At 62.4% G+C, this 25,430-nt stretch carries 24 protein-coding genes; 14 read left to right on the top strand and 10 right to left on the bottom strand.

Features of this window, described 5'->3' with window-relative positions; translation table 11 throughout:
- Positions 1-168 precede the first annotated feature (168 nt).
- From AACY31_RS09100 to AACY31_RS09065, 8 genes are all read right to left on the bottom strand, one after another.
- Complete coding sequence (locus tag AACY31_RS09100; protein WP_339477545.1) at positions 169-594, bottom strand: hypothetical protein; 426 nt, start codon at positions 592-594, stop codon at positions 169-171.
- Positions 557-1,186 (bottom strand): nucleotidyltransferase domain-containing protein, encoded by a 630-nt coding sequence (locus tag AACY31_RS09095; protein ID WP_339477679.1) that lies wholly within the window; start codon positions 1,184-1,186, stop codon positions 557-559. Before AACY31_RS09095 ends, AACY31_RS09100 begins: the two co-directional genes overlap by 38 nt.
- A 667-nt stretch (positions 1,187-1,853) precedes the next feature.
- Positions 1,854-2,336, bottom strand: coding sequence for a chemotaxis protein CheW (locus AACY31_RS09090; RefSeq protein ID WP_046063247.1), 483 nt, complete (start codon positions 2,334-2,336; stop codon positions 1,854-1,856).
- Positions 2,329-8,256 (bottom strand): Hpt domain-containing protein, encoded by a 5,928-nt coding sequence (locus AACY31_RS09085; RefSeq protein ID WP_339504344.1) that lies wholly within the window; start codon positions 8,254-8,256, stop codon positions 2,329-2,331. The genes AACY31_RS09090 and AACY31_RS09085 overlap by 8 nt, the downstream gene beginning before the upstream one ends.
- A 186-nt stretch (positions 8,257-8,442) precedes the next feature.
- A complete protein-coding gene (locus AACY31_RS09080; RefSeq protein ID WP_339504342.1) occupies positions 8,443-10,500 on the bottom strand; it encodes a methyl-accepting chemotaxis protein in 2,058 nt (685 codons plus the stop codon).
- A 78-nt stretch (positions 10,501-10,578) separates the two neighbouring features.
- Positions 10,579-11,118: a chemotaxis protein CheW gene (locus AACY31_RS09075; protein ID WP_339477557.1), complete on the bottom strand. Its 540-nt coding sequence runs from the start codon at positions 11,116-11,118 to the stop codon at positions 10,579-10,581.
- A gap of 10 nt (positions 11,119-11,128) precedes the next feature.
- Positions 11,129-11,494 (bottom strand): twitching motility response regulator PilH, encoded by a 366-nt coding sequence (gene pilH / locus AACY31_RS09070; RefSeq protein WP_339477558.1) that lies wholly within the window; start codon positions 11,492-11,494, stop codon positions 11,129-11,131.
- 47 nt (positions 11,495-11,541) lie between these two features.
- Positions 11,542-11,970, bottom strand: coding sequence for a response regulator (locus tag AACY31_RS09065; RefSeq protein ID WP_003206467.1), 429 nt, complete (start codon positions 11,968-11,970; stop codon positions 11,542-11,544).
- 224 nt (positions 11,971-12,194) lie between these two features.
- Here AACY31_RS09065 and gshB point away from each other — a divergent pair, with 224 nt between their 5' ends.
- The 7 genes from gshB (at position 12,195) to AACY31_RS09030 (ending at position 18,236) form a co-directional block, all read left to right on the top strand.
- Entirely contained in the window at positions 12,195-13,148 is a 954-nt protein-coding gene (gene gshB / locus AACY31_RS09060) for a glutathione synthase (RefSeq protein WP_339477562.1), read from the top strand.
- 76 nt (positions 13,149-13,224) lie between these two features.
- Complete coding sequence (locus tag AACY31_RS09055) at positions 13,225-14,121, top strand: energy transducer TonB (protein ID WP_339477564.1); 897 nt, start codon at positions 13,225-13,227, stop codon at positions 14,119-14,121.
- A 220-nt stretch (positions 14,122-14,341) separates the two neighbouring features.
- Positions 14,342-14,911: a YqgE/AlgH family protein gene (locus AACY31_RS09050; RefSeq protein ID WP_339477566.1), complete on the top strand. Its 570-nt coding sequence runs from the start codon at positions 14,342-14,344 to the stop codon at positions 14,909-14,911.
- Entirely contained in the window at positions 14,911-15,348 is a 438-nt protein-coding gene (gene ruvX / locus AACY31_RS09045) for a Holliday junction resolvase RuvX (RefSeq protein WP_339477567.1), read from the top strand. The genes AACY31_RS09050 and ruvX overlap by 1 nt, the downstream gene beginning before the upstream one ends.
- Positions 15,349-15,432: 84 nt before the next feature.
- Positions 15,433-15,939: a bifunctional pyr operon transcriptional regulator/uracil phosphoribosyltransferase PyrR gene (gene pyrR, locus AACY31_RS09040; RefSeq protein ID WP_339477569.1), complete on the top strand. Its 507-nt coding sequence runs from the start codon at positions 15,433-15,435 to the stop codon at positions 15,937-15,939.
- A 24-nt stretch (positions 15,940-15,963) separates the two neighbouring features.
- Positions 15,964-16,968 (top strand): aspartate carbamoyltransferase catalytic subunit, encoded by a 1,005-nt coding sequence (locus AACY31_RS09035; protein ID WP_100263606.1) that lies wholly within the window; start codon positions 15,964-15,966, stop codon positions 16,966-16,968.
- On the top strand, positions 16,965-18,236 hold the full coding sequence (locus tag AACY31_RS09030; RefSeq protein ID WP_339477571.1) for a dihydroorotase: 1,272 nt from the start codon (positions 16,965-16,967) through the stop codon (positions 18,234-18,236). Before AACY31_RS09035 ends, AACY31_RS09030 begins: the two co-directional genes overlap by 4 nt.
- 133 nt (positions 18,237-18,369) lie before the next feature.
- On the opposite strand, the gene AACY31_RS09025 is transcribed toward AACY31_RS09030, so the two are convergent.
- Positions 18,370-18,798, bottom strand: coding sequence for a TM2 domain-containing protein (locus AACY31_RS09025; RefSeq protein ID WP_339477573.1), 429 nt, complete (start codon positions 18,796-18,798; stop codon positions 18,370-18,372).
- 249 nt (positions 18,799-19,047) lie between these two features.
- On the opposite strand from AACY31_RS09025, the gene AACY31_RS09020 reads away from it, so the two are divergent.
- A complete protein-coding gene (locus AACY31_RS09020; protein ID WP_339477574.1) occupies positions 19,048-19,659 on the top strand; it encodes a C40 family peptidase in 612 nt (203 codons plus the stop codon).
- Between the two features lie 157 nt (positions 19,660-19,816).
- Here the strand turns inward: AACY31_RS09020 and AACY31_RS09015 are convergent, their stop codons facing one another.
- Positions 19,817-20,851, bottom strand: a complete 1,035-nt coding sequence (locus AACY31_RS09015) for a type IV pilus twitching motility protein PilT (RefSeq protein ID WP_339504339.1) — start codon at positions 20,849-20,851, stop codon at positions 19,817-19,819.
- Positions 20,852-20,904: 53 nt separating this feature from the next.
- Here AACY31_RS09015 and AACY31_RS09010 point away from each other — a divergent pair, with 53 nt between their 5' ends.
- From AACY31_RS09010 to metW, 6 genes are all read left to right on the top strand, one after another.
- Positions 20,905-21,591, top strand: a complete 687-nt coding sequence (locus AACY31_RS09010; RefSeq protein WP_339477577.1) for a YggS family pyridoxal phosphate-dependent enzyme — start codon at positions 20,905-20,907, stop codon at positions 21,589-21,591.
- A 35-nt stretch (positions 21,592-21,626) separates the two neighbouring features.
- Positions 21,627-22,445 (top strand): pyrroline-5-carboxylate reductase, encoded by an 819-nt coding sequence (gene proC / locus AACY31_RS09005; protein WP_339477578.1) that lies wholly within the window; start codon positions 21,627-21,629, stop codon positions 22,443-22,445.
- A 10-nt stretch (positions 22,446-22,455) separates the two neighbouring features.
- Positions 22,456-23,046, top strand: a complete 591-nt coding sequence (locus AACY31_RS09000) for a YggT family protein (protein ID WP_339477579.1) — start codon at positions 22,456-22,458, stop codon at positions 23,044-23,046.
- A 4-nt stretch (positions 23,047-23,050) separates the two neighbouring features.
- Entirely contained in the window at positions 23,051-23,344 is a 294-nt protein-coding gene (locus AACY31_RS08995; RefSeq protein WP_003206488.1) for a DUF167 domain-containing protein, read from the top strand.
- A 306-nt stretch (positions 23,345-23,650) separates the two neighbouring features.
- Positions 23,651-24,790: a homoserine O-succinyltransferase MetX gene (gene metX / locus AACY31_RS08990; protein WP_339504337.1), complete on the top strand. Its 1,140-nt coding sequence runs from the start codon at positions 23,651-23,653 to the stop codon at positions 24,788-24,790.
- A gap of 7 nt (positions 24,791-24,797) precedes the next feature.
- Positions 24,798-25,418: a methionine biosynthesis protein MetW gene (gene metW / locus AACY31_RS08985; protein ID WP_339477580.1), complete on the top strand. Its 621-nt coding sequence runs from the start codon at positions 24,798-24,800 to the stop codon at positions 25,416-25,418.
- The last annotated feature ends 12 nt before the right edge of the window (positions 25,419-25,430 follow it).

The following is a 25,430-nucleotide window of genomic DNA, read 5'->3' as shown; positions in this document are numbered from 1 at the left end:
CAACCGAAGCATTAGTGGCACTGGCCCGCAAGCTTGCCCGAGTAGTATTCGCCCTGCTGAAGAACCAGAGCGAATACTTACCGAAGGGCATTTAAGGGGTAGCCCTGCACCATAGAATCTCCCACAGGGGTATGGGGTTGGATTGGAGTTTGTGGCGACCGCCAAGGATCAACTCACATCCATCAATTGCCGGACCCGTTCGAGCAGTTCTGCTGCGCTCTCAATCAGTTGGGTAAGCAGCGCATCATCTTCATCCATGTACCCCTCGTACTCGGCAAGGTTGCGCCGCTCATGACACAACACGAATAGCCGGACCTGTACTTTACTGATGTCCGCCGTGTGAATCAGACACTGGAAGACCAGATAGCGCTTGTCCGACCGATAACCGCTCAAGCGTAGCGCCGTGAGCGCCAAGGCATGGGCGGCGTTGTATGCGAGGTCGAACCGGCTGGCGAAAGAAAGGGAAGTTGTTTGTGCATCCTCCAAGCGATCCGTCGCCGAACGCATCAGGCCCTCGCATTCCTGACGATCCGGTGGTTCGGCTTTCAGGCTGCCGCTATGTAGCAGATTCTCCAGGCTTTGGTGTTTGTCCATCCTTGGTTTCCAAAGGGTTTGCACCCAGCAAATCGATCTTGTCCTGCTCCGCTACCCGCACAACGAAACTGTTACCGGCCGCAAATTTTGCTGCCCAGTCCTGGGGCGTGTAGAGCGTAGGGTTCAGGGGGCGGCCCAGTTGCTCTTCCAGAGGTAGAAGCCGCTCCATCACTTCACTGTAGTGCAGGCCTTCGCCGATCAGCATGAGATCTATGTCACTGGATGCGTTTGCCTGGCCCTTGGCGATGGAGCCATAGACGAACGCCCAGCGCAGCTGCTCAGAAAAAGGCTCCAATGCCTGGCGCAACGGTTCGGCGATACCGATGGTTTTGCGCACGATGCCTAGCAGCTCAGCGTAAATCGGGCAGTGTGGGTTGGCTTGATAATGGGTTTGATTACCCAGACGAGTCATGGTGAGCACCCCTGAGCGTTGCAGGCGCTCCAACTCTCGCATGAGGCTGCCTTTACCTATTTGGGCCCAGCGAGCAATTTCGTTGGCATAGAAGCTCTGATCCGGCTTACCGAACAACAGGCCCAAGACCCGCTGCTGAGTGGCCGTGAACAGCGCATCGCTGAGAGAGAGGTGGCTCATATAGGCAACATAAAGTCCCAAAAAGGGAACGATAGGTCCCTTATTGGGACTTTACAAGCCTTGCCGTTTATTCCGGTCCCATAAAGGGACTTAACAGACCCTTTATGGGACCTATCTATCGAGCGCGACAGAGAAGGTATTACTTGTGATAGCAGCGGCATACTCAATATTGATCTCGCCTGACCAACCGCTATCGCGAGCAGGTTCTGCTCACTCACGTCTGGTTGGTGTACACCCGCAAGAGCCAGGCCGGCTGTCAGGTCGCCTCGCCTTTGATCTTGATCTTGATCTTGATCTGGGGCGCCCCGTTAACCACGATGGCCGAACGAAGGTGTTGCGCAGTGGGCATCCCGGCATGGATGCCGGGATAGCCGCGCTGGGCCATGGATGCCGGGATAGCCGCGCTGGGCCATGGATGGCCCTTCGCGGCGGGCCCACGGAGCAATGCCGGAGTGAGGGCATGCCGAGCCTAGGCGAGGCACCGAGTGGTGGGGCAAAGCCTTTTTGGTTACTTTTTTGGCGTCTGAAAAAAGTGACCCGCCGTAAGGGCGGAACCTTAAGCCGCCGTTACCGCAGCAATGGATATGTACCCGATCAACAAAATCCTGGCCAGCTGTCAGTCCGCCATCGCGAGCAAGCGCGCTCCAACATTGGAAATTCGTATGCCTCAGGTTTTGTAGGGTTGAATCAGGCCCGCAGCCATCACCAACTCCTCCAGCGCCAACAGGTCCGGCACCTTCGCCACGTGCTCCCCAACTTGCACCGCCGCCTGTTCCAACCCGCACAGCGGCACGTCGACGTAGCTCAATTGGCTGTCGAGCTTGTAGGAGCGCGGGATGCCTTGCACCAGCAGGGCAATGAAACGCAGCTCCGGCCGCCCGCCCAAGGCGTTGAGCACGACAATGCGCACTCGCTCGCCAATCACGGTCTTCTGGCCGCAGGCCGACTCGAAGCTCAGCAACGGGATTTGCCGTTCGCGCCAGCTCACCCAGCCCAGGAACCACGGCGGGGTGTCCATATCGAATACGCTGCTCTGGTAATCGATCAGTTCGGCCACGGCCACGTTGGGCAACACCAGGTGCCGGTCGGCCAACGGCAACAACAGACCGGTGAGTGGGCTGGTGCGCGAGTGAAGATGCAGGTCATGCATGGGTTTTGCTCCAGTACGCGATGCTGTCGAGCAGCACCGATTCCTGGTACGGCTTGCCCAGGTAGTCGTTGACGCCGATGGCCATGGCGCGGTCGCGGTGTTTCTGGCCGGTGCGCGAGGTGATCATGATGATGGGCAGGCGCGCCAGGCGCGGGTCGTTGCGTACTTGCGTGGCCACTTCGAAGCCGTCCATGCGCGGCATCTCGATGTCCAGCAGCATCAGGTCTGGCGCATGTTCGGCCAACAGCGCCATGGCGTCCACGCCATCCTTGGCGGTCAGGACGTGCATGCCATGGCGCTCCAGCAAACGGCTGGTGACCTTGCGCACCGTCACCGAGTCGTCCACCACCAGCACCAGCAACGGTCGTTGCGGTTCGCCCTCGCCTTCAGCCGGCACCTGGCGGCGCGGGACCTGGTGGGGCAAGGCGCGGATCGGCGCCAGCAGGTCGAGAATCAACACCACCCGACCATCCCCCAGGATCGTCGCCCCGGACAAACCCTGCACCGCCGAGAACTGTGGGCCGAGGCTCTTGACCACGATCTCTCGGGTCCCGGCGGTAGCGTCCACCTGCACGGCAACATGCCGCTCGTTGCACTGCACCAGCAACACCGGCAAGGGTTGGCTCTGGCCCAGCAGTTTCGGCCGGGTACCGGTTTTCAGTAGCTCACCGAGGTAGCACAACTCGTAACGCTGCCCGGCGTAGGTGTAGGTCGGCGGATCAAGCTGGTAATAGCCGTCCAGCTCGGCGGGCAACACCCGAACAATGCTCTCGATGGTGTTCAGCGGGATCGCGTACTGGTCTTCGCAACAGTGCACCATCAACGCCCGATTCACCGCCACGGTAAACGGCAGGCGAATGCGGAAATGCACGCCCTGCCCCGGCGTGGAGTCGATGATCATGCTGCCGCCCAATTGCCGCACTTCTTCATGGACCACGTCCATGCCGACGCCGCGCCCGGAAATCTGGGTGATTTTCTCGGCAGTGGAAAACCCTGGCTGCAAGATAAACTGCAGCACGTCGCGCTCGCTGATGTCACTGTCCGGCGCCAGCAAGCCACGCTTGATCGCCTTGTTCCGCACGGCCTCCAGCGGCACGCCGGCGCCGTCGTCGCGGATGTCGAAAATGATGTCGCCGCCTTCCCGGGACAGGTCGAGGCTGATACGTCCTCGTGCCGGCTTGCCGGCGGCAATGCGCACGTCGACCGGCTCCAGACCGTGGTCGACGGCGTTGCGCAGCATATGCTCAAGAGGCGCAGCCATGCGCTCCAGCACGTTCCGGTCCATCTCACCGTCGGCATTGCCGACCATGAACTCCACGTCCTTGCCCAGCTCCTGCGCCACTTGCCGGACGATGCGCTTGAGCCGTGGCAGCATGCGCTCGAACGGCACCATGCGCGTGCGCATCAGGCCTTCCTGAAGCTCGGTGTTGATACGCCCCTGCTGTTGCAGCAGGACCTCGGCATCGTGATTGCTGCGATCGAGGGTTTCCTTGAGCTCGAGCAAGTCCGAGGCGGACTCGAACAGCGCCCGGGACAACTGCTGCAACTGGGAATGGCGGTCCATCTCCAGCGGGTCGAACTCTTCATAGCCCAGACGCTCGGCCTCCATCTGTTGCCGGCTGAGAATCCGCCCCTGGGTTTCGGTATCCAGGCGCCGCAACTGATCACGCATGCGCTCGATGGTGGTTTCCATTTCGCCCAGGGCCACGCGCGCATCGTTGACCTGCTGTTCGATGCGCCCACGGAAGATCGATGTTTCGCCCGCCAGGTTCACCAGGTCGTCAAGCAGCTCGGCGGAGACCTTGACCATGTCCGCACCGTCGCCCGGTGCACTGGGGTCAGGTCTGGCGGGTGCCGCTGGTGGAGCAACGACGGGGGCCGGTTCCGGCACCGAGACAGCCTGCGATGCAGCACTGTGCTGGGGATGATTCAGCGCCTGGATCTGCACGATCAGCCGGTCGGCCAGCGGGCACGGGTGACCGGCGCGCACCGCGTCGAGCATCTGCGCCAGTCGGTCATGGCTGCTTTGCAACAAGGTGAACAGCGCTGGGGTCGGCTGAAGCAGCCCCGCCGACAGACCTTCGTAGAGGTTTTCCAGCTCGTGGGCCAGGTCGCCGATGGGGACAATTTCCACCATGCGCGCGCCACCCTTGAGGGTGTGCAAATCCCGCAACAGGGTTTCCACGGCTTGGCGATTCGACGGTTCTTCCTGCCAGCGCAGTAACGCCGCGCCCGAGCTGTCGAGGATGTCGAAGCCTTCCTCAAGGAAGATTTCCAGCAACTCGGGATCATGGCCGGCACCGTCGGCCTGGGCCGCTGCGCTCGTCTCGATAGCGTTCGGCTTGTCCTGGCGGAACCGTCGGATGGCGTCGATCAGCGCAACGGGATCACCCAACGGCTGACCCTGTTGCAACTGCCTGAGCAACAGGTCGAGGCGTTCATGACTGCTGGCGAGCAGTTGCGCCAGTTCCTCACTGTAGCTGTAGCGCCGGTCCACCAGTCCTTCGTAAAGGTTTTCCAACTCCTGGGCCAGGTCGCTCACCGGCCGGATGTCGGCCATTCGCGCACCGCCCTTGAGGGTGTGCAAGTCACGTTGAAGCGAGGACAGCGGCGCGCCGTTATCCGGATCGGCCAACCAGCGTTGCAAGGCCTGGGCGGCGCTTTCGAGGATGTCTTGGGCTTCTTCGAGGAAAATCGACGCGAGGTCATCTTCCATCGTGGCATCGACGGGCGCGTCACGCGCCATTTGCGCCGTCGCGTGGCCCAGTTCGCGGATGCTCAGGGTGCGGCTGCCGTCGCTGCGGATCAGGCCGGTGGCCGACGGGTCGAGGCTCTCCTGGAGCAGGCGGCGCAAGGCCTGTACCCGTTCAGGCTGCGGATGCACATGCTGCCCGGCCGCCAGCTCATCGAGCATGTCGATCAGCGCTTCATGGGCGCGCTGGGCCTCCTGGAAAAATTCATCGCTGACCGCCAGGCTGCTTTCTTCTACCGCACCGTAGAGATCCAGCAAGGCTTCGCAGAGTTCGTCCACCGGGTGCAAGTCGGCCAGGTGCGCGCCTTCGCCAAGGGTGGTCAGCTCATCGAGCAGCGCACTCAGTTCCTGGCCTTCGCCGGGGTGCTGCTGCCAACGCTGCAAGAGGCTTTCGGCGTCCAGCAGGATGTCCATGCCCTGGGCGAGGAAGTTGTTGATCAGTTGTGGGTCGCGCTTGGTCCGCAGCGCTTTGTCCGGCGCACTGTTGGCCGCGTGTAGACGCTCGGCCAGCAGGACCTGGGCGCGCAGGATCAGATCCTCGGCCCCGGGGATCGCTGCCAGCGGCTCGCTGTGCAACTGGCGCACGCCACGGCGCAGCAGGCCTTCGGCTTCCAGCAGCAATTGGACCTCATCCAGGTCGAGGGCAATCAGATGCGCCCGGTATTCCCGGGCCAGTTCATCCATTGCTCCGGCCAGCTCGGCGATCGGCAGCACGCCGGCCATCGAAGCGCTGCCCTTGAGCGTATGCAAGGCCCGCTGCAATTCATCGCTGGCCTGCAAAGGCAGGTGCTCGGCCGACTGATCGAGAAAGCGATTGAGGCTGGCGAGGTGGCCCTGGGCTTCGTTGTCGAAGATCTTCAACAGCAGCGGATCGAGGGCGACCACGTCCTGCTCGTCTTCATCTTCCTCGTCGCCGCCCTTGGCCAGGGCATGAGCGCGGGCGGCCAAGCGGTCGACGTCGTCACGCTGGCGCTGGTGATTGGCCGCGAATTCGGCCACCAGGGCCGGCAACAACTGCACCGTGTCTTCGATCAACTGACGGACCGAGGCCTGTGGCCCAACGCTGCGCTCCAGGACCCGGTTGAGCAAGTTTTCCACGGCCCAGGCCAGTTCACCCAGTACCAGCGCCCGGACCATCCGGCCACTGCCCTTGAGGGTATGGAAGGCCCGGCGCAGTTCGCTCAGGGCGCCGTGGTCGTCGGGATGAGCACTCCAGCGCGGCAGGTACTCACGCAGGACGTCCAGCACCTCGTCGGTTTCCTCGAGGAAGACCTCGCGCAACTCGTCGTCCACCGGACTTTCATCCAACGGAGGCGGCAACAGGCTGCCCGGGGTGCTCCTGGCCGGCGGATTGACCGCCGAGACCGGGCTGGCCAGCACCTGGGCCAAGGACTGCGCCGTCTGCGGGTCATCCAATTCCTGCAGGTCCTGCATGACTTGGGCTTCGTTGGGGCTCAACACATCGTCGAGCACCGGCACCCGCGCTTCGTCAGGGAAATAACCGAGCGCGGCCAGGCTCCGCTCGACCCCTTCAAGCAAGGGCTCGCCGGGGGTTTCCGGGTCCTCGCTCAAGCGCTCCAGGTAGTATTCCAGGCCAGTGATCACGTCGGCCAGGTGGTCGAGTTCTTCCCAGCCCGGCTGGGCCTGGTCCAACAGCAGGTGGTCGCGGATGAAACCGTTGCAGGCCTCTACCAGGCTGGCGGCACGGCTCAGGGGAATCATCGCCAGCGCGCCGCGCACCTGGGTCAGCAGCGCCGGCAAGGGCTGCAGTTGCTCGCTGTTCCAGTCCGCGTCGATGTAGTCGACGATCATGTCCTTGGCCTGTTGCAGACAGGTATGGGCTTCCTTGATGACGATCTGGTGGATCTGGGTCAGGTCGGTGGTGGGCAGGTGGATGTCTTCGTGGCTCTCGGGCTCGACGGTGCCGACCATGCCGGCCAGGGTCGCCTCGACGTAGAGCAAGGCCCCGGCGACGTCCATGAGGATCGCGTCATCCGGCTCGCGCTGGCCCTGGGCAAGGCTCAGGACCACCGCCAGTTGATCGATGATGACCTTGCGCGGCTGGCCGAAACCGAGCACCGCCAGGGTGTCGGCGATCTGCCGCAGCGGCGCCAACAGGCTGTCCAGCTCCGAGGCGTGCTGGCGATCGCTGCGCACGAACAGGTCCAGGCGCTCCTTGACCCGTACCAACTCCTCGCACAGTGCGGCAAGCACCGAGCGCATGGCATCGCGGTCGGGCCCGGCCAGGCGCACGCGTTCTTCGTCGACCATGGCGCTGTCGGGCAGCGCGTCGTCCAGTGAGTAGCGTTCTTTCATGATCTGCATCTGCCCGCTGGGATGTTCGGCCTTGGCAATATAGAACAACAAGCTCTTGAGCAGGTGGGGCGGTGCCGGCTGATTGATGCCTGGCATGCCTTGGTCCAGCAGGCGCTTGAGTTCCTTGTCGGCTTCCTTGAACAGGCTGCGCAACGCCGGGCTGTTGGCGATGCGCCCGTCACGCATGCCTTCGACCAGCGCCGAGGCCACCTGCCATAACGCATTGAGCGGCGCCCCAGCACACAAGGTTTCCAGGCGATGGAAGACCTTGGCCAGGTAACCGAAGTGGGTCGTGTCATCCTGTTCGCGCAACAGGCCCACCAGGGCCAATTGCAGGGTCTGGCGCAATTTGCGCAAGGTGTTTGGCAGGTCAGCGGGTTCGAGGCGCTGCACGGTTTCGTCGCTGAGCGGCGCAATATCGGGCAATTCGGGGCTGAACAGGCTGGTTTCCGACAACAGGCCCTCGCCCCGGGCACTGCGCAGGTCGTTGATCAAGGGCAGCACCACCAGCGGCAGGTCCCGACGGGCACTTTGTACGCGGTCCAGGTAGATCGGCAACTGCCCCAGGGCCTGGCTCAACTGGCTGATGGCTTCGTCGCGATGGCTGACACGGTTGTCCTGCAGGGCGGCGCACAGCTGCTCCATCTCCTCGGCCAGCAACGCCGCACCGTAGAACTCGACCATCTGCAGGCCGCCGTGGACCTGGTGAATACAGGCCAGGCATTGCCCGAGGGCATCCGACGCCTGCGGATCGTCCACCAGACGGTTGAGGGCCAGATGAGCCTGCTTCAGCGTTTCGGCAATCTCGCCCTTGACCCATTCCAGGGCCACATAGTCGTGCCGATCACCCATAACCACTCCAATCAGGAGAGCACAACACGCCTGTAGGGAAGGGATTTACCTGTGGGAGCAAAGCTTGCTCGCGATGCAAACACCTCGGTGCCCGAAGTACCGCGTTATCTTCATCGCGGGCAAGCCTTACTCCCACAGAAACCTCCTTGCCACAAAAAGCCCTTTCCAACCGATGGATCCGGTTGGTCACGCTGTTTCCTCATCGCCAGACGCCGCCGGCAACGTGAACCCCGACACCGAACGACGCAGTTGGCTGGCCATTTTCGCCAGGTTGCCAATGCTCTCGGCAGTGGCGGTGGAGCCGGACGAGGTCTGCGAAGTGATCTGCTGGATCACGTTCATGGTCAAGGAAATCTGCCCCGCCGAGGTGGTCTGTTGCTGCGCCGCGTTGGAAATGCTCTGGATCAGCGCCGCCAGGGTCTTGGACACGCCTTCGATTTCTTCCAGGGCGACGCCAGCATCCTGGGCCAGTCGCGCACCGCGCACCACTTCGGTGGTGGTCTGCTCCATGGAAATCACCGCCTCGTTGGTGTCGGCCTGGATCGCCCGCACCAAGGTCTCGATTTGCCGGGTTGCCGCCGAAGAGCGCTCGGCCAAACGCTGCACTTCATCGGCCACCACCGCGAACCCGCGTCCGGCATCACCGGCCATGGACGCCTGGATGGCGGCGTTGAGGGCCAGGATGTTGGTCTGATCGGCAATGTCATCGATCAAGCTGACAATGTCGCCGATTTCCTGGGATGACTCACCCAGGCGCTTGATGCGCTTGGCGGTGTCCTGGATCTGCTCGCGAATGTTGTCCATGCCATGAATGGTGTTGTGCACCACCTCATTACCCTTGTTGGCGATCTCCACCGACCGCTCGGCCACCGCCGACGACTCGGCGGCATTGGCCGACACCTGGTCGATGGACTGGGCCATTTCATTAATTGAAGTCGAAGCTTCGGAGATTTGCTGGGCCTGGTGCTCGGAAGCCTGGGCCAAGTGCATCGCCGTGGCCTGGGTTTCCTGCACGGCGGCGGCGACCTGGCCGGCGGTGAGGTTGATGGTCGCCACCAGATCGCGCAGTTGATCCACCGAGTAATTGATGGAGTCGGCGATGGTGCCAGTGAAGTCCTCGGTGACCGAAGCGGTAACGGTCAGGTCGCCATCGGCCAGGTCTTCGATTTCATCCAGCAACCGCATGATCGCATTCTGGTTGCGCTCGTTCTTTTGTGCGGTTTCGTGCAACTGGCGGTTGGTTTCGCGGACCATCACCAGGCCAATCAGGATAATCGACATCAGCGCCAGCAAACCCAGCACATAGCCGCCGATGGTGTTGATGGAACGCCCACCGGCGAGGTTTTCGAAAGCCGTGGCCAGGTGCGAAGCCTCGTCGAGCAGGGTCTGCGACAGGTTGAAGATGTTGCCGGCCGATTCACGAACCTTGAACAGCTCCGGGGAGGTCTCGAGGATTTCGTCCACCGAACCGGAGACGAACTCGAAGAGCTCACTGATTTCGCTCAGGCGTGCCCGGGCATCGCGGTCCTGGACCAGGTATATCTTCAGGGCCGGGTCACCTTGCAACATGCCATTGAGCACCTGGCCAAAACGCGCGGCGTCGCGACCGAAGGTGTCGGCGGCCTGGCTGGCATTTTCGTCCCCCGCCAGCACGGTATTCACCGCGCCGAGAATCCGCTCGGCCAGCAACGACTGGCGCTGGGCCATGGCCACCTGGGCGGCCGGCGCGCCGCGCTGCAGCAGGATCTCGACGACTTTTTCGTACTCGACCTGCAACTGCGGCACGGTTTCGGCCAGGGTCGCCGCCACCTGGTGCAACGACAGCACGGTCTGTTCACTGGAGAGAATGGCATCGGTGTTCTTGAGCAGGCGCTCCCAATCCAACTGCACGGCGCGCATCTGCGGACGCAGGGTGGCAGGCGCTGGGGGCAGGCCAGTCACCGGGTCGCCCTGTTTCAGGGAGCCCCAGCGCTGGGCAAAGTCATTGCGCGCATCGCCCAGCAGCTTGAACGCCGCGTGTTTACCGGCGGCGGCCTCGGCGGCGTTCTTGGCAATGCGCTGGGACAGCACCCGCAGCTCACCCGCATGGCCGATGTACTGTTTGTCATAGGTGGATTGGGTGTTGAGGTAAGCGAAGTTGGCGAACAGCAGCATGATGAAGACGATCAGCGCGACGAACAGCACGATGATCTGCGAACGACTGCGCGACGCTTCAAGTGGCTTGCCTGTTTTTGCTTTGATCATCGGTTCTCGCCTGTACTGCCCAATCTATCCACAATCCCAAGCCCGACCGGACTCCCCTACCCAGAGTTGTGCAGTCACCTAAATCGCCACATCCATGAACCCCGGCGACCGCGCCAGGGCAAACGGGCTGAACACTTGCCACTCGCGCTCGCCGCCAAACCGGCCCTTGACGAAAGCCGCTTCCGGGCCGTCGAGGTCGTCCAGCAGCGTTGGTTCCAGGCTGTCCTGGGCAAAATGCTGCAGCCCAAGGACCTCGTCCACCAACAACCCGGCAAACACCTCGTCGTGATCCACCACCAACACGCGCCGCTGCTTGCGCACGGTCGACAGCTCGTGACCGAAGAACCCGCACAAGTCCATCAACGGCAACAAGCGCCCGCGCAGGTTAGCCACTCCACGCACCCATGGCTTGACCCCGGGCAAATGCGTGTGACGTGGTTCGTGCAGCACTTCGCTGACTTCGCCCATCGGCGCCACGTACCAATGCTCGCCCAAGCGAAAGCCGATGCCGCTCCACCCGGCGCGGTGGGTCGGTTGGGAGGGCAGGCCCGCCCCCAGCAACCGGCAGCGCCGGTCGATCTGCAGCAGCAGTTCGAAAGCGGTCAGGGATAGGCTCATGGCCGCGTCATCAACCCGCCAGCACGTTGTTCAGGATCTTGATCAGGGTTTCTTCGTCCACCGGTTTGGTCAGGTAGTCCTTCGCCCCTTGGCGCTTGCCCCAGACCTTGTCGGTTTCCTGGTCCTTGGTGGTGATGATGATCACCGGGATGTGCCCGGTGTCGGAATCCTTGGTCAACTGGCGCGTGGCCTGGAAACCGTTGAGGCCGGGCATGACGATGTCCATCAGCACCGCATCGGGTTTCTCCTGACGGGCCAGGGCCACGCCATCGGCGCCATTCTCGGCCTTCAGGACCTGATGGCCGTGCTTTTCCAGCATGCCGGTCAGTTTGTACATTTCAGTCGGTGAATCATCGACGATCAGAATTCGTGCCATGGTGTTCCCCATTTTTTGTTGACCCCAGACCCGGTGGCCGAGTGTCATTAATGTGCCTGGTGCGGCTGGACAGCGGCAAAGCCCGGAACATGGGCCTGTATCGCGCCCAGCAGTTCTTCCTTGCTGAACGGTTTGGTCAAAAACTGATCGGAACCGACGATGCGCCCCTTGGCCTTGTCGAACAACCCGTCACGGGACGACAGCATGATCACCGGCGTGGCCTTGAACGCGCTGTTGTTCTTGATCAAGGCACAGGTCTGGTAGCCATCGAGGCGCGGCATCATGATGTCGACAAAAATGATGCCCGGATGGTGGTCGGCGATCTTGGCCAGGGCATCGAAACCATCGACGGCCGTAATTACCTCGCAGCCCACGTTGCGCAGCAAGGTTTCGGCGGTGCGGCGGATGGTCTTCGAGTCGTCGATGACCATGACCTTCAAGGCGCTGGGTTGCTGCTGCGTGAGATGCTCTGCCATTGCCACTGCGAACCGGGTTTTAACGCGTAAGTGTGATCGACAGCGCAAACCCTTGATGTTCAAGGCCCACACGTCACATGGCAGCCTTTTTAGCACAGTCTCCATCGCCGATCTATCGGCCGCTCGGCGCGGTGGTTTTTCCTTGACCGCCAATCTTCCGGGCGCCACTCTGACGCCACTTTTTCACGCCAATATGTGCCCATCAAATTTCGAGGAAACAAGCCATGAGCGTACGCGTCGGCATTGTCATGGACCCTATCGCCAGCATTTCCTATAAAAAGGATAGCTCGCTGGCCATGCTGCTGGCCGCTCAGAAGCGCGGCTGGGAGTTGTTCTACATGGAACAGCGCGACCTCTACCAGGCCGAAGGCCAGGCTCGGGCGCGGATGAAGCCGCTGAAAGTCTTCGCCAACCCCGAGAAGTGGTTTGAACTGGGCACCGAAAGCGATGCACTGCTCAGCGACCTGGACGTGATCCTGATGCGCAAGGATCCGCCGTTCGACATGGAGTTCGTGTACTCCACCTACCTGCTGGAACAGGCTGAAAACGCCGGTGTGCTAGTGGTCAACAAGCCCCAGAGCCTGCGCGATTGCAACGAAAAGCTGTTCGCCACGCTGTTCCCGCAATGCACGCCGCCAACCATCGTCAGCCGTCGTCCGGACGTGTTGCGCGAATTTGCCGACCATCATGGCGACGTGATCCTCAAGCCCCTGGACGGCATGGGCGGCTCCTCGATCTTCCGCCACACCGCTGGCCATCCGAACCTCTCGGTGATCCTCGAAACCCTGACCTTGCACGGTCAGCAGCAGATCATGATCCAGGGTTACCTACCGGCCATCGTCGATGGCGACAAACGCATCCTGATGATCGACGGCGAACCGGTGGACTATTGCCTGTCGCGCATCCCGGCAGCCGGCGAAACCCGCGGCAACCTGGCAGCGGGCGGGCGTGGCGAGGCGCGTCCATTGACTGACAAGGATCGCTGGATCGCCGCCCAGGTCGGCCCGACCCTGCGCGAGAAAGGCCTGCTGTTCGTAGGTCTGGACGTGATCGGCGAGCACCTGACGGAAATCAACGTCACCAGCCCGACCTGCATCCGCGAGATCGACAATGCCTTTGGCACCGACATTGGCGGCATGCTGATGGATGCCATCGATCAGAAGCTCAAGGCTCGTTGATCCAGATCTGCTGAAGGAAACCCACATTGCGTTATCATGCCCGGCCTGAAAAAAGCGCGATGTTGGTTTCCTTGTCATGACACTCCCGTCCGATCTGCCCCAAGAGCTCGCCCATCGTCGCGTGCGCCCGGCCGATCGCCTCGGTTTTACCCTGTTCCTGGCGGCATTGATCCACCTGGCCCTGTTGCTGGGCGTCGGTTTCGCCACGGTCGAGCCCAAGCAGATCAGCCAGACCCTGGAAATCACCCTGGCCACCTTCAAGAGCGAGACCAAGCCCAAGAAGGCCGACTTCCTCGCCCAGGAAAACCAGCAAGGCAGCGGCACCCTGGAAAAAAAGGCGACCCCCAAGACCACCGAGATCGCGCCGTTCCAGGACACCCAGGTACAAAAAGTCACTCCGCCACCAGCCGCCAAGCCCGAAGTGCAGGAGACGGCGCCCAAGGCAGCCGTGACCACCGTGGCGCCAAAGCCGAAAAAGGCCCCGGCCAAGCAGGAGGTCAAGCCGAATCCCAAGCCCAAGGCCCCCGTCCCCACCTTCGACAGCTCACAGCTGTCCAGCGACATCGCCAGCCTGGAAGCCGAACTGGCCCAGGAGCAACAGCTCTACGCCAAGCGCCCGCGCATCCACCGCCTGAGCGCCGCCTCGACCATGCGCGACAAGGGTGCCTGGTACAAGGACGATTGGCGCAAGAAGGTCGAGCGCATCGGCAACCTCAACTATCCCGACGAAGCGCGGCGCAAACAGATCTACGGCAACCTGCGACTCATGGTCTCGATCAACCGCGACGGCTCGTTGTATGAAGTGTTGGTGCTCGAATCCTCCGGCCAGCCGCTTTTGGACCAGGCCGCCCAACGAATCGTGCGCCTGGCCGCACCGTTCGCACCGTTTACCGGGGATTTGTCGGACATCGACCGGCTGGAAATCATCCGCACCTGGAAGTTCGCCCGGGGCGACAAGCTTTCCAGTAACTGAGCCACATCGACGCCTGAACCCGCCGCAGATCCCTTGTGGGAACGAGCTGTGTGGGAGCAAGGCTTGCCCGCGATGAAAACGCCGCGGTCTCTTGAGGACCGCAGCGCCTGGATCGCGAGCAAGCTTTGCTCCCACAAAGCTCGCTCCCACAGGGGATTGGTGACAGTCTCAGGTATTTCCTGGCTTGTCAGTTCGGCCCTGCGCCGCCACACTAGCGCCTATGAAAAACGTCAGCCCCACCTACCTCAAGCATCACTTCCTGATTGCCATGCCGCACATGGCCGATCCGAACTTTGCCCATACCTTGACCTACATCGTCGAGCACACGGCCAATGGGGCCATGGGGCTGGTAGTCAATCGCCCGCAGGAGCTGAACCTGGCGGACATTCTTGAGCAGTTGCGGCCAGAGATGGAACCGCCACTCTTGTGCCAGCACGTGCCGATTTTCATCGGCGGCCCGGTGCAGACTGATCGCGGTTTCGTGCTCCACCCGTTGGGCCCCAAATTCCAGGCCACGGTGGACCTGGACGGCTTGTCGCTGTCCACCTCCCAGGACGTGCTGTTCGCCATCGCTGATGGCGTCGGCCCAGAGAAAAGTCTGATCGCCCTCGGCTATGCTGGTTGGGAACCCGGGCAACTGGAAACCGAACTGGCTGACAACGCCTGGCTGACCTGCCCGTTCGACGCCGACATCCTGTTCAACACCAGCAGCGAACTGCGCCTGGAAGCGGCGGCCAGCCGGTTGGGGGTCAACCTCAGCCTGCTCACCAGCCAGGCAGGACACGCCTGATGGCCCTGCGCTTGCTGCTGGGCTTCGATTACGGCACCAAACAGATCGGCGTAGCGGTCGGCCAGGTCATTACCGGCCAGGCCCGCGAGTTGTGCACCCTGAAGGCGCAGAATGGCGTTCCGGACTGGAACCAGGTCGAAGCGCTGATCAAGGAGTGGAAACCCGATGCGGTGGTGGTCGGCCTGCCGCTGAACATGGACGGCACGCCCAGCGACATGTGCCTGCGCGCCGAAAAGTTCGCCCGCCGGCTCAATGGCCGCTACAACCTGCCCTTCTATACCCATGACGAGCGCCTGACCACCTTCGAGGCCAAGGGCGAGCGCCTGGTGCGCGGCGGGCAGAAAGGCAGTTACCGCGACAACCCGGTGGACGCCATCGCTGCCGCCCTGCTGCTGCAAGGCTGGCTCGACGCCAACACCGACCTGTTCGAAACCTGATTTCTTGAAAGCGCCGCCAAGGCGCTTTCTCTTAGCGATAGACCGCGCCACTCACCACCGGCCCGGGAACCTGAAGGAGCCAGCATGAGCCTGCCCAATCCTGCCGAACTGATCAGCCAGATGGCGATTCGTCTCACGGCCCACCTGGAACAACGCGGCATCAGCGACCCGCGCTACATCGGCATCCGCACCGGTGGCGTCTGGGTCGCCCAGGCCTTGCTCGAAGCACTGGGCAGCCAATCGCCACTGGGCACCCTGGACGTGTCCTTCTACCGCGACGACTTCAGCCAGAACGGTCTGCACCCGCAAGTGCGCCCCTCGGCCCTGCCGTTCGAGATCGAAGGCCAGCACCTGGTGCTGATCGACGACGTGCTGATGAGCGGCCGGACCATCCGCGCCGCCATGAACGAACTGTTCGACTACGGTCGCCCGGCCAGCGTAACGCTGGTGTGCCTGCTGGACCTAGACGCCGCCGAGCTACCGATCCGCCCGAACGTGGTCGGGGCGACGCTGACACTGGCCGCCCATGAGCGCGTCAAGCTCTCCGGCCCGTCGCCGCTGCAACTCGAACTGCAAGACCTTGCCCTTTAACTGCCCTTGTAAGAGTCCATCGCGATGACGCCTCTCGAAACCAAGCGCCCGCTGCAGCTCAACGATCAGGGCCAGCTGCAGCACTTCCTGTCCCTCGACGGCCTGCGCCGCGAGCTGCTGACGGAAATCCTCGACACTGCCGACTCGTTCCTCGAAGTCGGTGCCCGGGCGGTGAAGAAAGTCCCGTTGCTGCGCGGCAAGACCGTGTGCAACGTGTTCTTCGAAAACTCCACCCGCACCCGCACCACCTTCGAACTGGCGGCCCAGCGGCTGTCGGCGGACGTGATCACCCTCAACGTGTCCACGTCCTCGGCAAGCAAGGGTGAAACCCTGCTCGACACCCTGCGCAATCTCGAAGCCATGGCCGCCGACATGTTCGTCGTGCGCCACGGCGACTCCGGCGCAGCGCATTTCATTGCCGAACACGTGTGCCCGCAAGTGGCGATCATCAACGGCGGCGACGGCCGCCACGCCCACCCGACCCAAGGCATGCTGGACATGCTGACCATCCGTCGGCACAAGGGCAGCTTCGAGAACCTGTCGGTGGCCATCGTCGGCGACATCCTGCACTCGCGGGTGGCCCGCTCGAACATGCTGGCCCTCAAGACCCTCGGCTGCCCGGACATCCGCGTGATCGCGCCGAAAACCCTGCTACCCATCGGCGTCGAGCAATACGGCGTGAAGGTCTACACCGACATGACCGAAGGCCTCAAGGATGTGGACGTGGTGATCATGCTGCGCCTGCAACGCGAGCGCATGACCGGTGGCCTGCTGCCCAGCGAAGGCGAGTTCTACCGCCTGTTCGGCCTGACCACCGCCCGCCTGGCCGGGGCCAAGCCAGACGCTATCGTCATGCACCCGGGGCCGATCAACCGCGGCGTGGAGATCGAGTCGGCGGTGGCCGACGGGCCGCACTCGGTGATTCTCAACCAGGTGACCTACGGCATCGCCATCCGCATGGCCGTGCTGTCCATGGCCATGAGCGGGCAAACGGCCCAGCGCCAATTCGACCAGGAGAACGCCCAGTGAAGCTCAGCATTCTCGGCGCACGCGTGATCGATCCAGCCAGTGGCCTGGATCAAGTGACTGATATCCATATCGATGCCTGCAAGATCGTCGCCCTTGGTGCGGCGCCGGCCGGTTTCATCGCAGTCCAGACCCTCGACGCCCAAGGCCTGGTAGCCGCTCCCGGCCTGGTGGACCTGAACGTCGCCCTGCGCGAACCGGGCTACAGCCGCAAAGGCAGCATCGTCAGCGAAACCCGGGCCGCCGCTGCCGGTGGCGTGACCAGCCTGTGCTGCCCGCCGCAGACCAAACCGGTGCTCGACACCTCGGCCGTGGCCGAACTGATCCTCGACCGCGCCCGCGAGGCCGGTAACACCAAAGTCTTCCCCATCGGGGCATTGAGCAAGGGCCTGGACGGCGAGCAACTGGCCGAACTCATCGCCCTGCGTGACGCCGGTTGCGTGGCGTTCGGCAACGGCCTGAACAGTTTCCGCAACACCCGTACCCTGTGCCGAGCCCTGGAATACGCGGCGACCTTCGGCCTGACGGTGATCTTCAACTCCCAGGACCACGACCTGGCCGAAGGCGGTTTGGCCCACGAAGGCCCGACCGCCAGCTTCCTCGGCCTGCCGGGCATCCCGGAAACCGCTGAGACCGTGGCCCTGGCCCGGGACCTGCTGCTGGTTGAGCAAAGCGGCGTGCGCGCCCACTTCAGCCAGTTGACCAGCGCCCGCGGCGCGGCACTGATTGCCCAGGCCCAGGCCCGCGGCTTGCCGGTGACCGCCGATGTGGCGCTCTACCAGTTGATCCTGACCGACGAAGCGTTGATCGATTTCAACAGTGTCTATCACGTCCAGCCGCCGCTGCGCACCCGCGCCGACCGCGACGGCCTGCGTGAGGCGGTAAAATCCGGGGTGATCTCGGCCCTCTCCAGCCATCACCAACCCCACGAGCGCGATGCCAAGCTGGCACCGTTCGGCGCCACCGAGCCGGGCATCAGCAGCGTCGAACTGCTGCTGCCGCTGGCCCTGACACTGGTGGAAGATGGCTTGCTGGACCTGCCGACCCTGCTGGCACGCCTGAGCGCCGGCCCGGCCCAAGCGCTGCAACTGCCGGCGGGGAAACTCGCGGTTGGCGCCGCGGCGGACCTGGTACTGTTCGACCCTGCCGCGTCCACCGTGGCCGGTGAAGCCTGGCGCTCCAAGGGTGACAACTGCCCGTTCCTCGGCCATAGCCTGCCAGGTGTGGTGCGTTACACCCTGATGGATGGGCGGATTACTCACCAGGCCTGAAAAACTGCGTCGCCTGCTTCGCGAGCAGGCTCGCTCCCACATTGGATTTGAGGTGCTCACAAAATAATGTGTTCACTGAAGATCCCTGTGGGCGCGAGCCTGCTCGCGAATGCAGACAACTTGGCCTGACTGATTAATGAAAAGCCCCACGCTGCTGCGCATTACGAATCGAGACCTGATCGTTCAGCGTCCAGAAGTCATACAGCACCCCCAGGAAAAACACCCCGCCAGTCAGCAGGTAAAGGATCCCGCTGAGCCATTTGCCCTGGTACATGCGGTGTACGCCCAGCACCCCGAGAAACGTCAGCAGAATCCACGCCACGCTGTATTCGATAGGCCCCTGAGTGAAACGCAGGTCTGCTTCGCGGTCCATGGCCGGGATCAGGAACAGGTCGATCAGCCAGCCAATGCCCAGCAGGCCGAAGGTGAAGAACCAGATCGTGCCCGTGACCGGCTTGCCGTAATAGAAACGATGAGCACCGGTGAACCCGAAAATCCACAACAGATACCCAATGACTTTGCTGTGGGTATCGTGGCTGGCGTCCTGCTGATAGCTGTTCATGAATGGCCTCTCTCGCCTCGATAGATAAATTTTTTCGGACTTTTTGTGACTTTTTCATGCGCAGCCGACAAGCGGTCCTCGGCGACCCGAGCCGGTGAAAGCCCCGTGGCATAGGGGGTCTGTCGGACAATCAGGTCAATTTGTCGCATTTTGCTGGCTTTAGCGCGGCGTTTCGAATCGACAAACGGCCTCGGAATGGCAAAAAAAGCTGTTATAAAGTTGCGCGCTAACCTTCAAGAGCCCTGCCTAATGCGTTCATTTTTCAAGACATGGCTAACCCTCTGCCTATTATTGCCACTGGCCGCCCACGCCACCAATCGTGAGCAACGTCTTCCCAACGTCAACGGCTATACCCCGAAATCCCATGTTTCTGCTTCCTTGAGCAAAAACAAGCCAAGTGCCCAGCGCGTGAGCACGGCCAACAGCAAGCTGGTCCCGCCGATGGCGGCCAAAACGAGCAGCAATGTGTTGAGCCGCGCCGTGAATGTACTTGGCACACCTTATCGTTGGGGCGGCAGTAGCCCAAGTAAAGGTTTCGATTGCAGCGGGCTGGTGAAATACGCCTTCAACGACGCCTCCTTCGACCTGCCGCGCACCTCCAACGCCATGGCCGCCGGTCATGGCGAGAAAGTCGAGCGCAAGGACCTCAAGCCCGGCGACCTGATCTTCTTCAAACTCAAGAGTCGCCGGATCAATCACGTGGCCATCTACCTGGGCAACGACCGCTTCATCCACGCCCCGCGCCGGGGCAAGTCGGTGAGCATCGACACCTTGAACAAGCCGTACTGGAACACCCACTACGTGGTAGCCAAGCGCGTGCTGCCGAAACAGCCGAGTGCGATGCGCGTGGTTCAGCGCTGAAGAGCGCATGGCCTTTAGCTAGGTTGCACCTGTAGGAGCTGCCGAAGGCTGCGATTTTTTGATCCTGATCTTTCGCTCTCGACTCAATCGGCAGGGGAAAGATCGCAGCCTCGTTGCACTCGACAGCTCCTACAGGGACTACCCCCTCCCTGTCTCTTTAGAAGTTATCGGGCGTACGCGCCCGCTCCCGCGCATGTTCGCGGCTGATCAGCCCCTTGTTCACCAAGTCCTTCAGGCACATGTCCAGCGTCTGCATCCCCAGCGAACCGCCGGTCTGGATCGCCGAGTACATCTGCGCCACCTTGTCTTCGCGGATCAGGTTCCGAATGGCCGAGGTGCCCAGCATGATTTCATGCGCCGCGATCCGGCCGCCGCCGATTTTCTTGACCAGCGCCTGGGAAATCACCGCCTGCAACGATTCCGACAACATCGAGCGAACCATGGACTTCTCATCACCGGGGAACACATCCACTACCCGGTCAATGGTCTTGGCCGCCGACGTGGTGTGCAGGGTGCCGAACACCAGGTGCCCGGTTTCCGCGGCGGTCAGCGCTAGGCGAATGGTTTCCAGGTCGCGCATCTCTCCCACCAGGATCACGTCCGGGTCCTCCCGCAGGGCCGAGCGCAGGGCGGTGGAGAAACCCTGGGTGTCGCGATGCACCTCACGCTGGTTGATCAGGCATTTGCGCGGTTCGTGAACGAATTCGATAGGGTCTTCGATGGTGAGGATGTGATGGTGCTTGTGGCTGTTGAGGTGGTCGATCATCGCCGCCAGGGTGGTGGATTTGCCTGAACCGGTCGGCCCGGTCACCAACACCAGCCCGCGAGGCGCCTCGGTCACTTTGCGAAACACCTCGCTCATCCCCAGGTCTTCCATGGTCAGGACTTTCGACGCAATGGTCCGAAACACCGCCCCCGCACCGCGATTCTGGTTGAAGGCGTTGACCCGGAACCGCGCGACGCCCGGCACGTCGAAGGAAAAATCGGTCTCCAGAAACTTTTCGTAATCTACTCGTTGCCGGTCGTTCATGATGTCGTAGATCAGCTCATGAACCTGTTTGTGGTCCAGTGCCGGCAGGTTGATGCGCCTGACATCGCCATCGACACGGATCATCGGTGGCAGCCCGGCGGACAGGTGCAGGTCCGACGCGCCCTGCTTGGCGCTGAACGCCAGTAACTCAGTGATATCCATAGCGCTCCTCAATTCCAGTAGAATGCCGCGAACCTCACCGCTGGCGCTTCTTTATGTCCACGATAGCAGACAACATCGCTCAGGTTAGTTCGCGCATCCGCGCTGCGGAGCAGGCCGCCCAGCGTGCCGAACACAGTGTCAAACTGCTGGCCGTGAGCAAGACCAAACCCGTCCAGGCCCTGCGCGAAGCCTATGCCGCCGGCCTGCGGGACTTCGGCGAGAACTACCTGCAAGAAGCCTTGGGCAAACAGCTCGAACTGACCGACCTGCCCTTGATCTGGCACTTCATCGGCCCCATTCAATCGAACAAGACGCGTGCTATCGCCGAACATTTCGACTGGGTGCATTCCGTGGATCGCTTGAAAATCGCACAGCGCCTGTCCGAGCAACGCCCGGCCGACTTGCCAGCGCTGAACATCTGCATTCAGGTCAACGTCAGCGGTGAAGCCAGCAAATCCGGCTGTACCCCAGCGGACCTGCCCGCCCTGGCCAGCGCCATCAGTGCACTGCCCCGCTTGAAACTGCGCGGGTTGATGGCGATTCCCGAACCCACCGAAGACCGCGCCGCCCAGGATGCTGCCTTCGCCGCGGTCCAACGTCTGCAAGCCAGCCTGGCGCTGCCGCTGGACACCCTTTCCATGGGCATGAGCCACGACCTTGAGTCGGCCATTGCCCAGGGCGCCACCTGGGTGCGCATCGGTACAGCCCTGTTTGGTGCCCGCGACTACGGTCAATCCTGAAACATGGCCGACTCATCTCTTTATAAGGACCTGTCATGAGCAACACGCGTATTGCCTTCATCGGCGCCGGCAACATGGCCGCCAGCCTGATCGGCGGCCTGCGGGCCAAGGGCCTGGACGCTTCCCTGATCCGCGCCAGCGATCCGGGCGAAGAGACCCGCACCCGGGTGAGCAGCGAACACGGCATCGAAACCTTCGCCGACAACGCCCAGGCCATCGACGGCGCGGACGTCATCGTGCTGGCGGTCAAGCCGCAGGCGATGAAAACCGTCTGCGAAGCCCTGCGCCCAAGTCTCAAACCTCATCAATTGGTGGTGTCGATTGCCGCCGGCATCACGTGCGCCAGCATGAACAACTGGCTCGGCGAGCAGCCGATCGTACGTTGCATGCCCAATACCCCGGCACTGCTGCGCCAGGGCGTCAGCGGCCTGTTCGCCACGTCCCAAGTGTCCACCGCACAACGCCAGCAGGCCGAGGAGCTGCTGTCGGCTGTCGGCCTGGCACTGTGGCTGGACACCGAACAGCAACTGGACGCCGTCACCGCCGTCTCCGGCTCGGGCCCGGCGTACTTCTTCCTGCTGATCGAAGCCATGACCGCCGCCGGCGAGAAACTCGGCCTGCCCCGGGAAACCGCCGCTCAGCTGACCTTGCAGACAGCCCTCGGTGCCGCGCACATGGCGGTGTCCAGCGACGTCGATGCGGCCGAGCTGCGCCGCCGCGTGACCTCGCCGGCCGGCACCACCGACGCGGCCATCAAATCGTTCCAGGCCGGGGGCTTTGAAGCCCTGGTGGAAAAAGCACTCGGCGCCGCCGCGCACCGCTCGGCCGAAATGGCCGAACAACTGGGCCAATAAGGAGTCATTCATGATTGGATTGAACACTGCAGCGGTCTACGTGCTGCAAACCCTTGGCAGCCTGTACCTGCTGATCGTGCTGCTGCGCTTCGTGCTGCAACTGGTGCGCGCCAACTTCTACAACCCGCTGTGCCAGTTCATCGTTAAGGCCACCCAGCCGCTGCTCAAGCCGCTGCGTCGGATCATCCCCAGCCTGTTCGGCCTGGACATGTCGTCGCTGATCCTGGCGATCCTCGTGCAACTGGCGCTGATGGCCCTGACCCTGCTGCTGACCTACGGCACCATCGGCAACCCGCTGCAACTGCTGATCTGGTCGATCATTGGCGTGACCGCGCTGTTTCTGAAGATTTTTTTCTTCGCCCTGATCATCAGCGTGATCCTGTCGTGGGTCGCGCCGGGTAGCCATAATCCGGGCGCCGAACTGGTGAACCAGATCTGCGAGCCGGCCCTGGCGCCGTTCCGCCGCATCCTGCCGAACCTTGGCGGCCTGGATATTTCGCCGATCCTGGCGTTCATGGTGCTCAAGCTGATCGACATGCTGGTGATCAACAACCTGGCGGCGATGACCATGATGCCGAAAATCCTGCGCCTGCTGATCTGACCAGATGAGCTACTTTCGCTGGGACGGCGACGACCTGATCCTGGAGTGTCACCTGCAACCGGCAGCCCGCAGCGATGATTTCGCCGGGCTGCACGGTGACCGCCTGAAAATCCGCCTCACCGCCCCGCCGGTCGAGGGCAAGGCCAACGCGTACCTGATGGCGTTCCTGGCCAAGGCATTTGGCGTGTCCAAGAGCCAGGTCAGCCTGGTCAGCGGCGAATTGAACCGGCAGAAACGGGTGCGCATCCATTCGCCGAAGAAACTGCCGGAGTTGCCGGGCCTCGTCCGGCCAACCTGATCCGGCTTGGATCGGGGGCCTGGTTAACCCTGTGGCGAGGGAGCTTGCTCCCGCTAGGTGGCACCTGAGCTGCCGGAGGCTGCGATCTTTTGATCTTGATCTGTTGTGCGTTCGCTCACGACACAATTGCCTGGGGAAAGATCGCAGCCTCGTTGCACTCGACAGCTCCTACAGGGCCGCTTCGCGCCCCAGCGGGAGCAAGCTCCCTCACCACAAAAACAACGGCGGACAATCAGCGGCGCCTTTGCTTGCCGCCTGCCACAGCGGTCTTTAGACTTACGCCTCATTTCAACGCGAGCAGGGTCGATGCCAGCTGCCTTTCCCCCCGATTCCGTTGGTCTGGTGACGCCGCAAATGGCGCATTTCAGCGAGCCCCTGGCCCTGGCCTGCGGCCGTTCGTTGCCAGCCTATGACCTGATCTACGAAACCTACGGCACCCTCAATGCCACGGCGAGCAATGCCGTGCTGATTTGCCACGCCTTGTCGGGGCATCACCACGCCGCCGGCTACCACAGCATCGACGACCGCAAGCCCGGCTGGTGGGACAGCTGCATCGGCCCGGGCAAGCCCATCGACACCAGCAAATTCTTTGTGGTCAGCCTGAACAACCTGGGCGGCTGCAATGGCTCTACCGGCCCCAGCAGCCTCAACCCGGACACTGGCAAACCTTTCGGCGCCGATTTCCCGGTGCTGACCGTGGAAGACTGGGTCCATAGCCAGGCACGCCTGGCTGACCGACTCGGTATCGACCAGTGGGCAGCCGTGATCGGCGGCAGCCTGGGGGGCATGCAAGCCCTGCAGTGGACCATCACCTACCCGGACCGCGTGCGTCACTGCCTGGCAATCGCCTCGGCGCCCAAGCTGTCGGCGCAGAACATCGCCTTCAACGAAGTGGCGCGCCAAGCGATCCTCACCGACCCGGAATTCCATGGAGGTTCATTCCAGGAACACGGCGTGATCCCCAAGCGCGGGCTGATGCTGGCGCGGATGGTTGGTCACATCACCTACCTGTCCGACGACTCCATGGGCGAGAAATTCGGCCGAGGCCTCAAGAGCGAAAAGCTCAACTACGACTTCCACAGTGTCGAGTTCCAGGTCGAGAGCTACCTGCGTTATCAGGGTGAAGAGTTCTCCGGGCGTTTCGACGCCAACACGTACCTGTTGATGACCAAAGCACTGGACTACTTCGATCCGGCGGCGAACTTCGACGATAACCTGGCGAAAACCTTCGCCAATGCCACCGCCAAGTTCTGCGTGATGTCGTTCACCACCGACTGGCGTTTCTCCCCGGCGCGTTCACGGGAGCTGGTCGACGCGCTGATGGCCGCGCGCAAGGACGTCTGCTACCTGGAAATCGACGCGCCCCAGGGTCACGACGCCTTTTTGATCCCGATCCCGCGCTACCTGCAGGCGTTCGGCAACTACATGAACCGTATAACGCTGTGAGGACGCCATGAGAGCCGATCTGGACATCATCCAGGAATGGATCCCCGCCGGCAGCCGCGTGCTCGACCTGGGCTGCGGCAACGGTGAACTGCTGAGCTGGCTGCGAGACAACAAGCAGGTCAGCGGCTACGGCCTGGAAAACGACCCGGACAACATTGCCGAGTGCGTCGCCAAGGGCATCAACGTCATCGAGCAGGACCTGGACAAGGGCCTGGGCAACTTCGCCAGCAACAGCTTCGACATTGTGGTCATGACCCAGGCGCTGCAAGCGGTGCACTACCCGGACAAGATCCTCGACGAAATGCTGCGGGTCGGACGCCAGTGCATCATCACCTTCCCCAACTTCGGCCACTGGCGTTGCCGCTGGTACCTGGCGAGCAAGGGGCGCATGCCGGTTTCGGAGTTCTTGCCCTACACCTGGTACAACACGCCGAACATCCACTTCTGCACCTTTGAGGATTTCGAAGCGCTGTGCCGCGAGCGTGAAGCCAAGGTCATCGATCGCCTGGCCGTAGACCAACAGCACCGCCACGGGTGGGCCAGTAAGCTATGGCCTAATCTGTTAGGTGAGATAGGCATCTATCGGGTCAGCAGCCCAGGCCTTACCGATCATCAGGTCGCGGTGTAAGCCCCGGCCTTA

Origin of the sequence: Pseudomonas sp. RL_105y_Pfl2_101 (assembly GCF_963970585.1) — a bacterium.
Lineage (GTDB): Bacteria > Pseudomonadota > Gammaproteobacteria > Pseudomonadales > Pseudomonadaceae > Aquipseudomonas.
Note: the sequence above shows the minus strand (reverse complement) of the source record. Positions and strands in the feature narration are given on the sequence as shown.

Bases quoted from the DNA above. Each gene is read 5' to 3' on its own strand.
- AACY31_RS09100 (WP_339477545.1), bottom strand. From the start codon at position 594: ATGGACAAACACCAAAGCCTGGAGAATCTGCTACATAGCGGCAGCCTG.
- pilH (WP_339477558.1), bottom strand. From the start codon at position 11,494: ATGGCACGAATTCTGATCGTCGATGATTCACCGACTGAAATGTACAAA.
- AACY31_RS09050 (WP_339477566.1), top strand. From the start codon at position 14,342: ATGAAAAACGTCAGCCCCACCTACCTCAAGCATCACTTCCTGATTGCC.
- AACY31_RS09085 (WP_339504344.1), bottom strand. From the start codon at position 8,256: ATGGGTGATCGGCACGACTATGTGGCCCTGGAATGGGTCAAGGGCGAG.
- AACY31_RS09095 (WP_339477679.1), bottom strand. From the start codon at position 1,186: ATGAGCCACCTCTCTCTCAGCGATGCGCTGTTCACGGCCACTCAGCAG.
- proC (WP_339477578.1), top strand. From the start codon at position 21,627: ATGAGCAACACGCGTATTGCCTTCATCGGCGCCGGCAACATGGCCGCC.
- AACY31_RS09035 (WP_100263606.1), top strand. From the start codon at position 15,964: ATGACGCCTCTCGAAACCAAGCGCCCGCTGCAGCTCAACGATCAGGGC.
- AACY31_RS09080 (WP_339504342.1), bottom strand. From the start codon at position 10,500: ATGATCAAAGCAAAAACAGGCAAGCCACTTGAAGCGTCGCGCAGTCGT.
- AACY31_RS09000 (WP_339477579.1), top strand. From the start codon at position 22,456: ATGATTGGATTGAACACTGCAGCGGTCTACGTGCTGCAAACCCTTGGC.
- AACY31_RS09025 (WP_339477573.1), bottom strand. From the start codon at position 18,798: ATGAACAGCTATCAGCAGGACGCCAGCCACGATACCCACAGCAAAGTC.
- metX (WP_339504337.1), top strand. From the start codon at position 23,651: ATGCCAGCTGCCTTTCCCCCCGATTCCGTTGGTCTGGTGACGCCGCAA.
- AACY31_RS09090 (WP_046063247.1), bottom strand. From the start codon at position 2,336: ATGCATGACCTGCATCTTCACTCGCGCACCAGCCCACTCACCGGTCTG.
- AACY31_RS09055 (WP_339477564.1), top strand. From the start codon at position 13,225: ATGACACTCCCGTCCGATCTGCCCCAAGAGCTCGCCCATCGTCGCGTG.
- ruvX (WP_339477567.1), top strand. From the start codon at position 14,911: ATGGCCCTGCGCTTGCTGCTGGGCTTCGATTACGGCACCAAACAGATC.
- AACY31_RS09015 (WP_339504339.1), bottom strand. From the start codon at position 20,851: ATGGATATCACTGAGTTACTGGCGTTCAGCGCCAAGCAGGGCGCGTCG.
- pyrR (WP_339477569.1), top strand. From the start codon at position 15,433: ATGAGCCTGCCCAATCCTGCCGAACTGATCAGCCAGATGGCGATTCGT.
- AACY31_RS09065 (WP_003206467.1), bottom strand. From the start codon at position 11,970: ATGGCAGAGCATCTCACGCAGCAGCAACCCAGCGCCTTGAAGGTCATG.
- AACY31_RS08995 (WP_003206488.1), top strand. From the start codon at position 23,051: ATGAGCTACTTTCGCTGGGACGGCGACGACCTGATCCTGGAGTGTCAC.
- metW (WP_339477580.1), top strand. From the start codon at position 24,798: ATGAGAGCCGATCTGGACATCATCCAGGAATGGATCCCCGCCGGCAGC.
- AACY31_RS09075 (WP_339477557.1), bottom strand. From the start codon at position 11,118: ATGAGCCTATCCCTGACCGCTTTCGAACTGCTGCTGCAGATCGACCGG.
- AACY31_RS09020 (WP_339477574.1), top strand. From the start codon at position 19,048: ATGCGTTCATTTTTCAAGACATGGCTAACCCTCTGCCTATTATTGCCA.
- gshB (WP_339477562.1), top strand. From the start codon at position 12,195: ATGAGCGTACGCGTCGGCATTGTCATGGACCCTATCGCCAGCATTTCC.
- AACY31_RS09010 (WP_339477577.1), top strand. From the start codon at position 20,905: ATGTCCACGATAGCAGACAACATCGCTCAGGTTAGTTCGCGCATCCGC.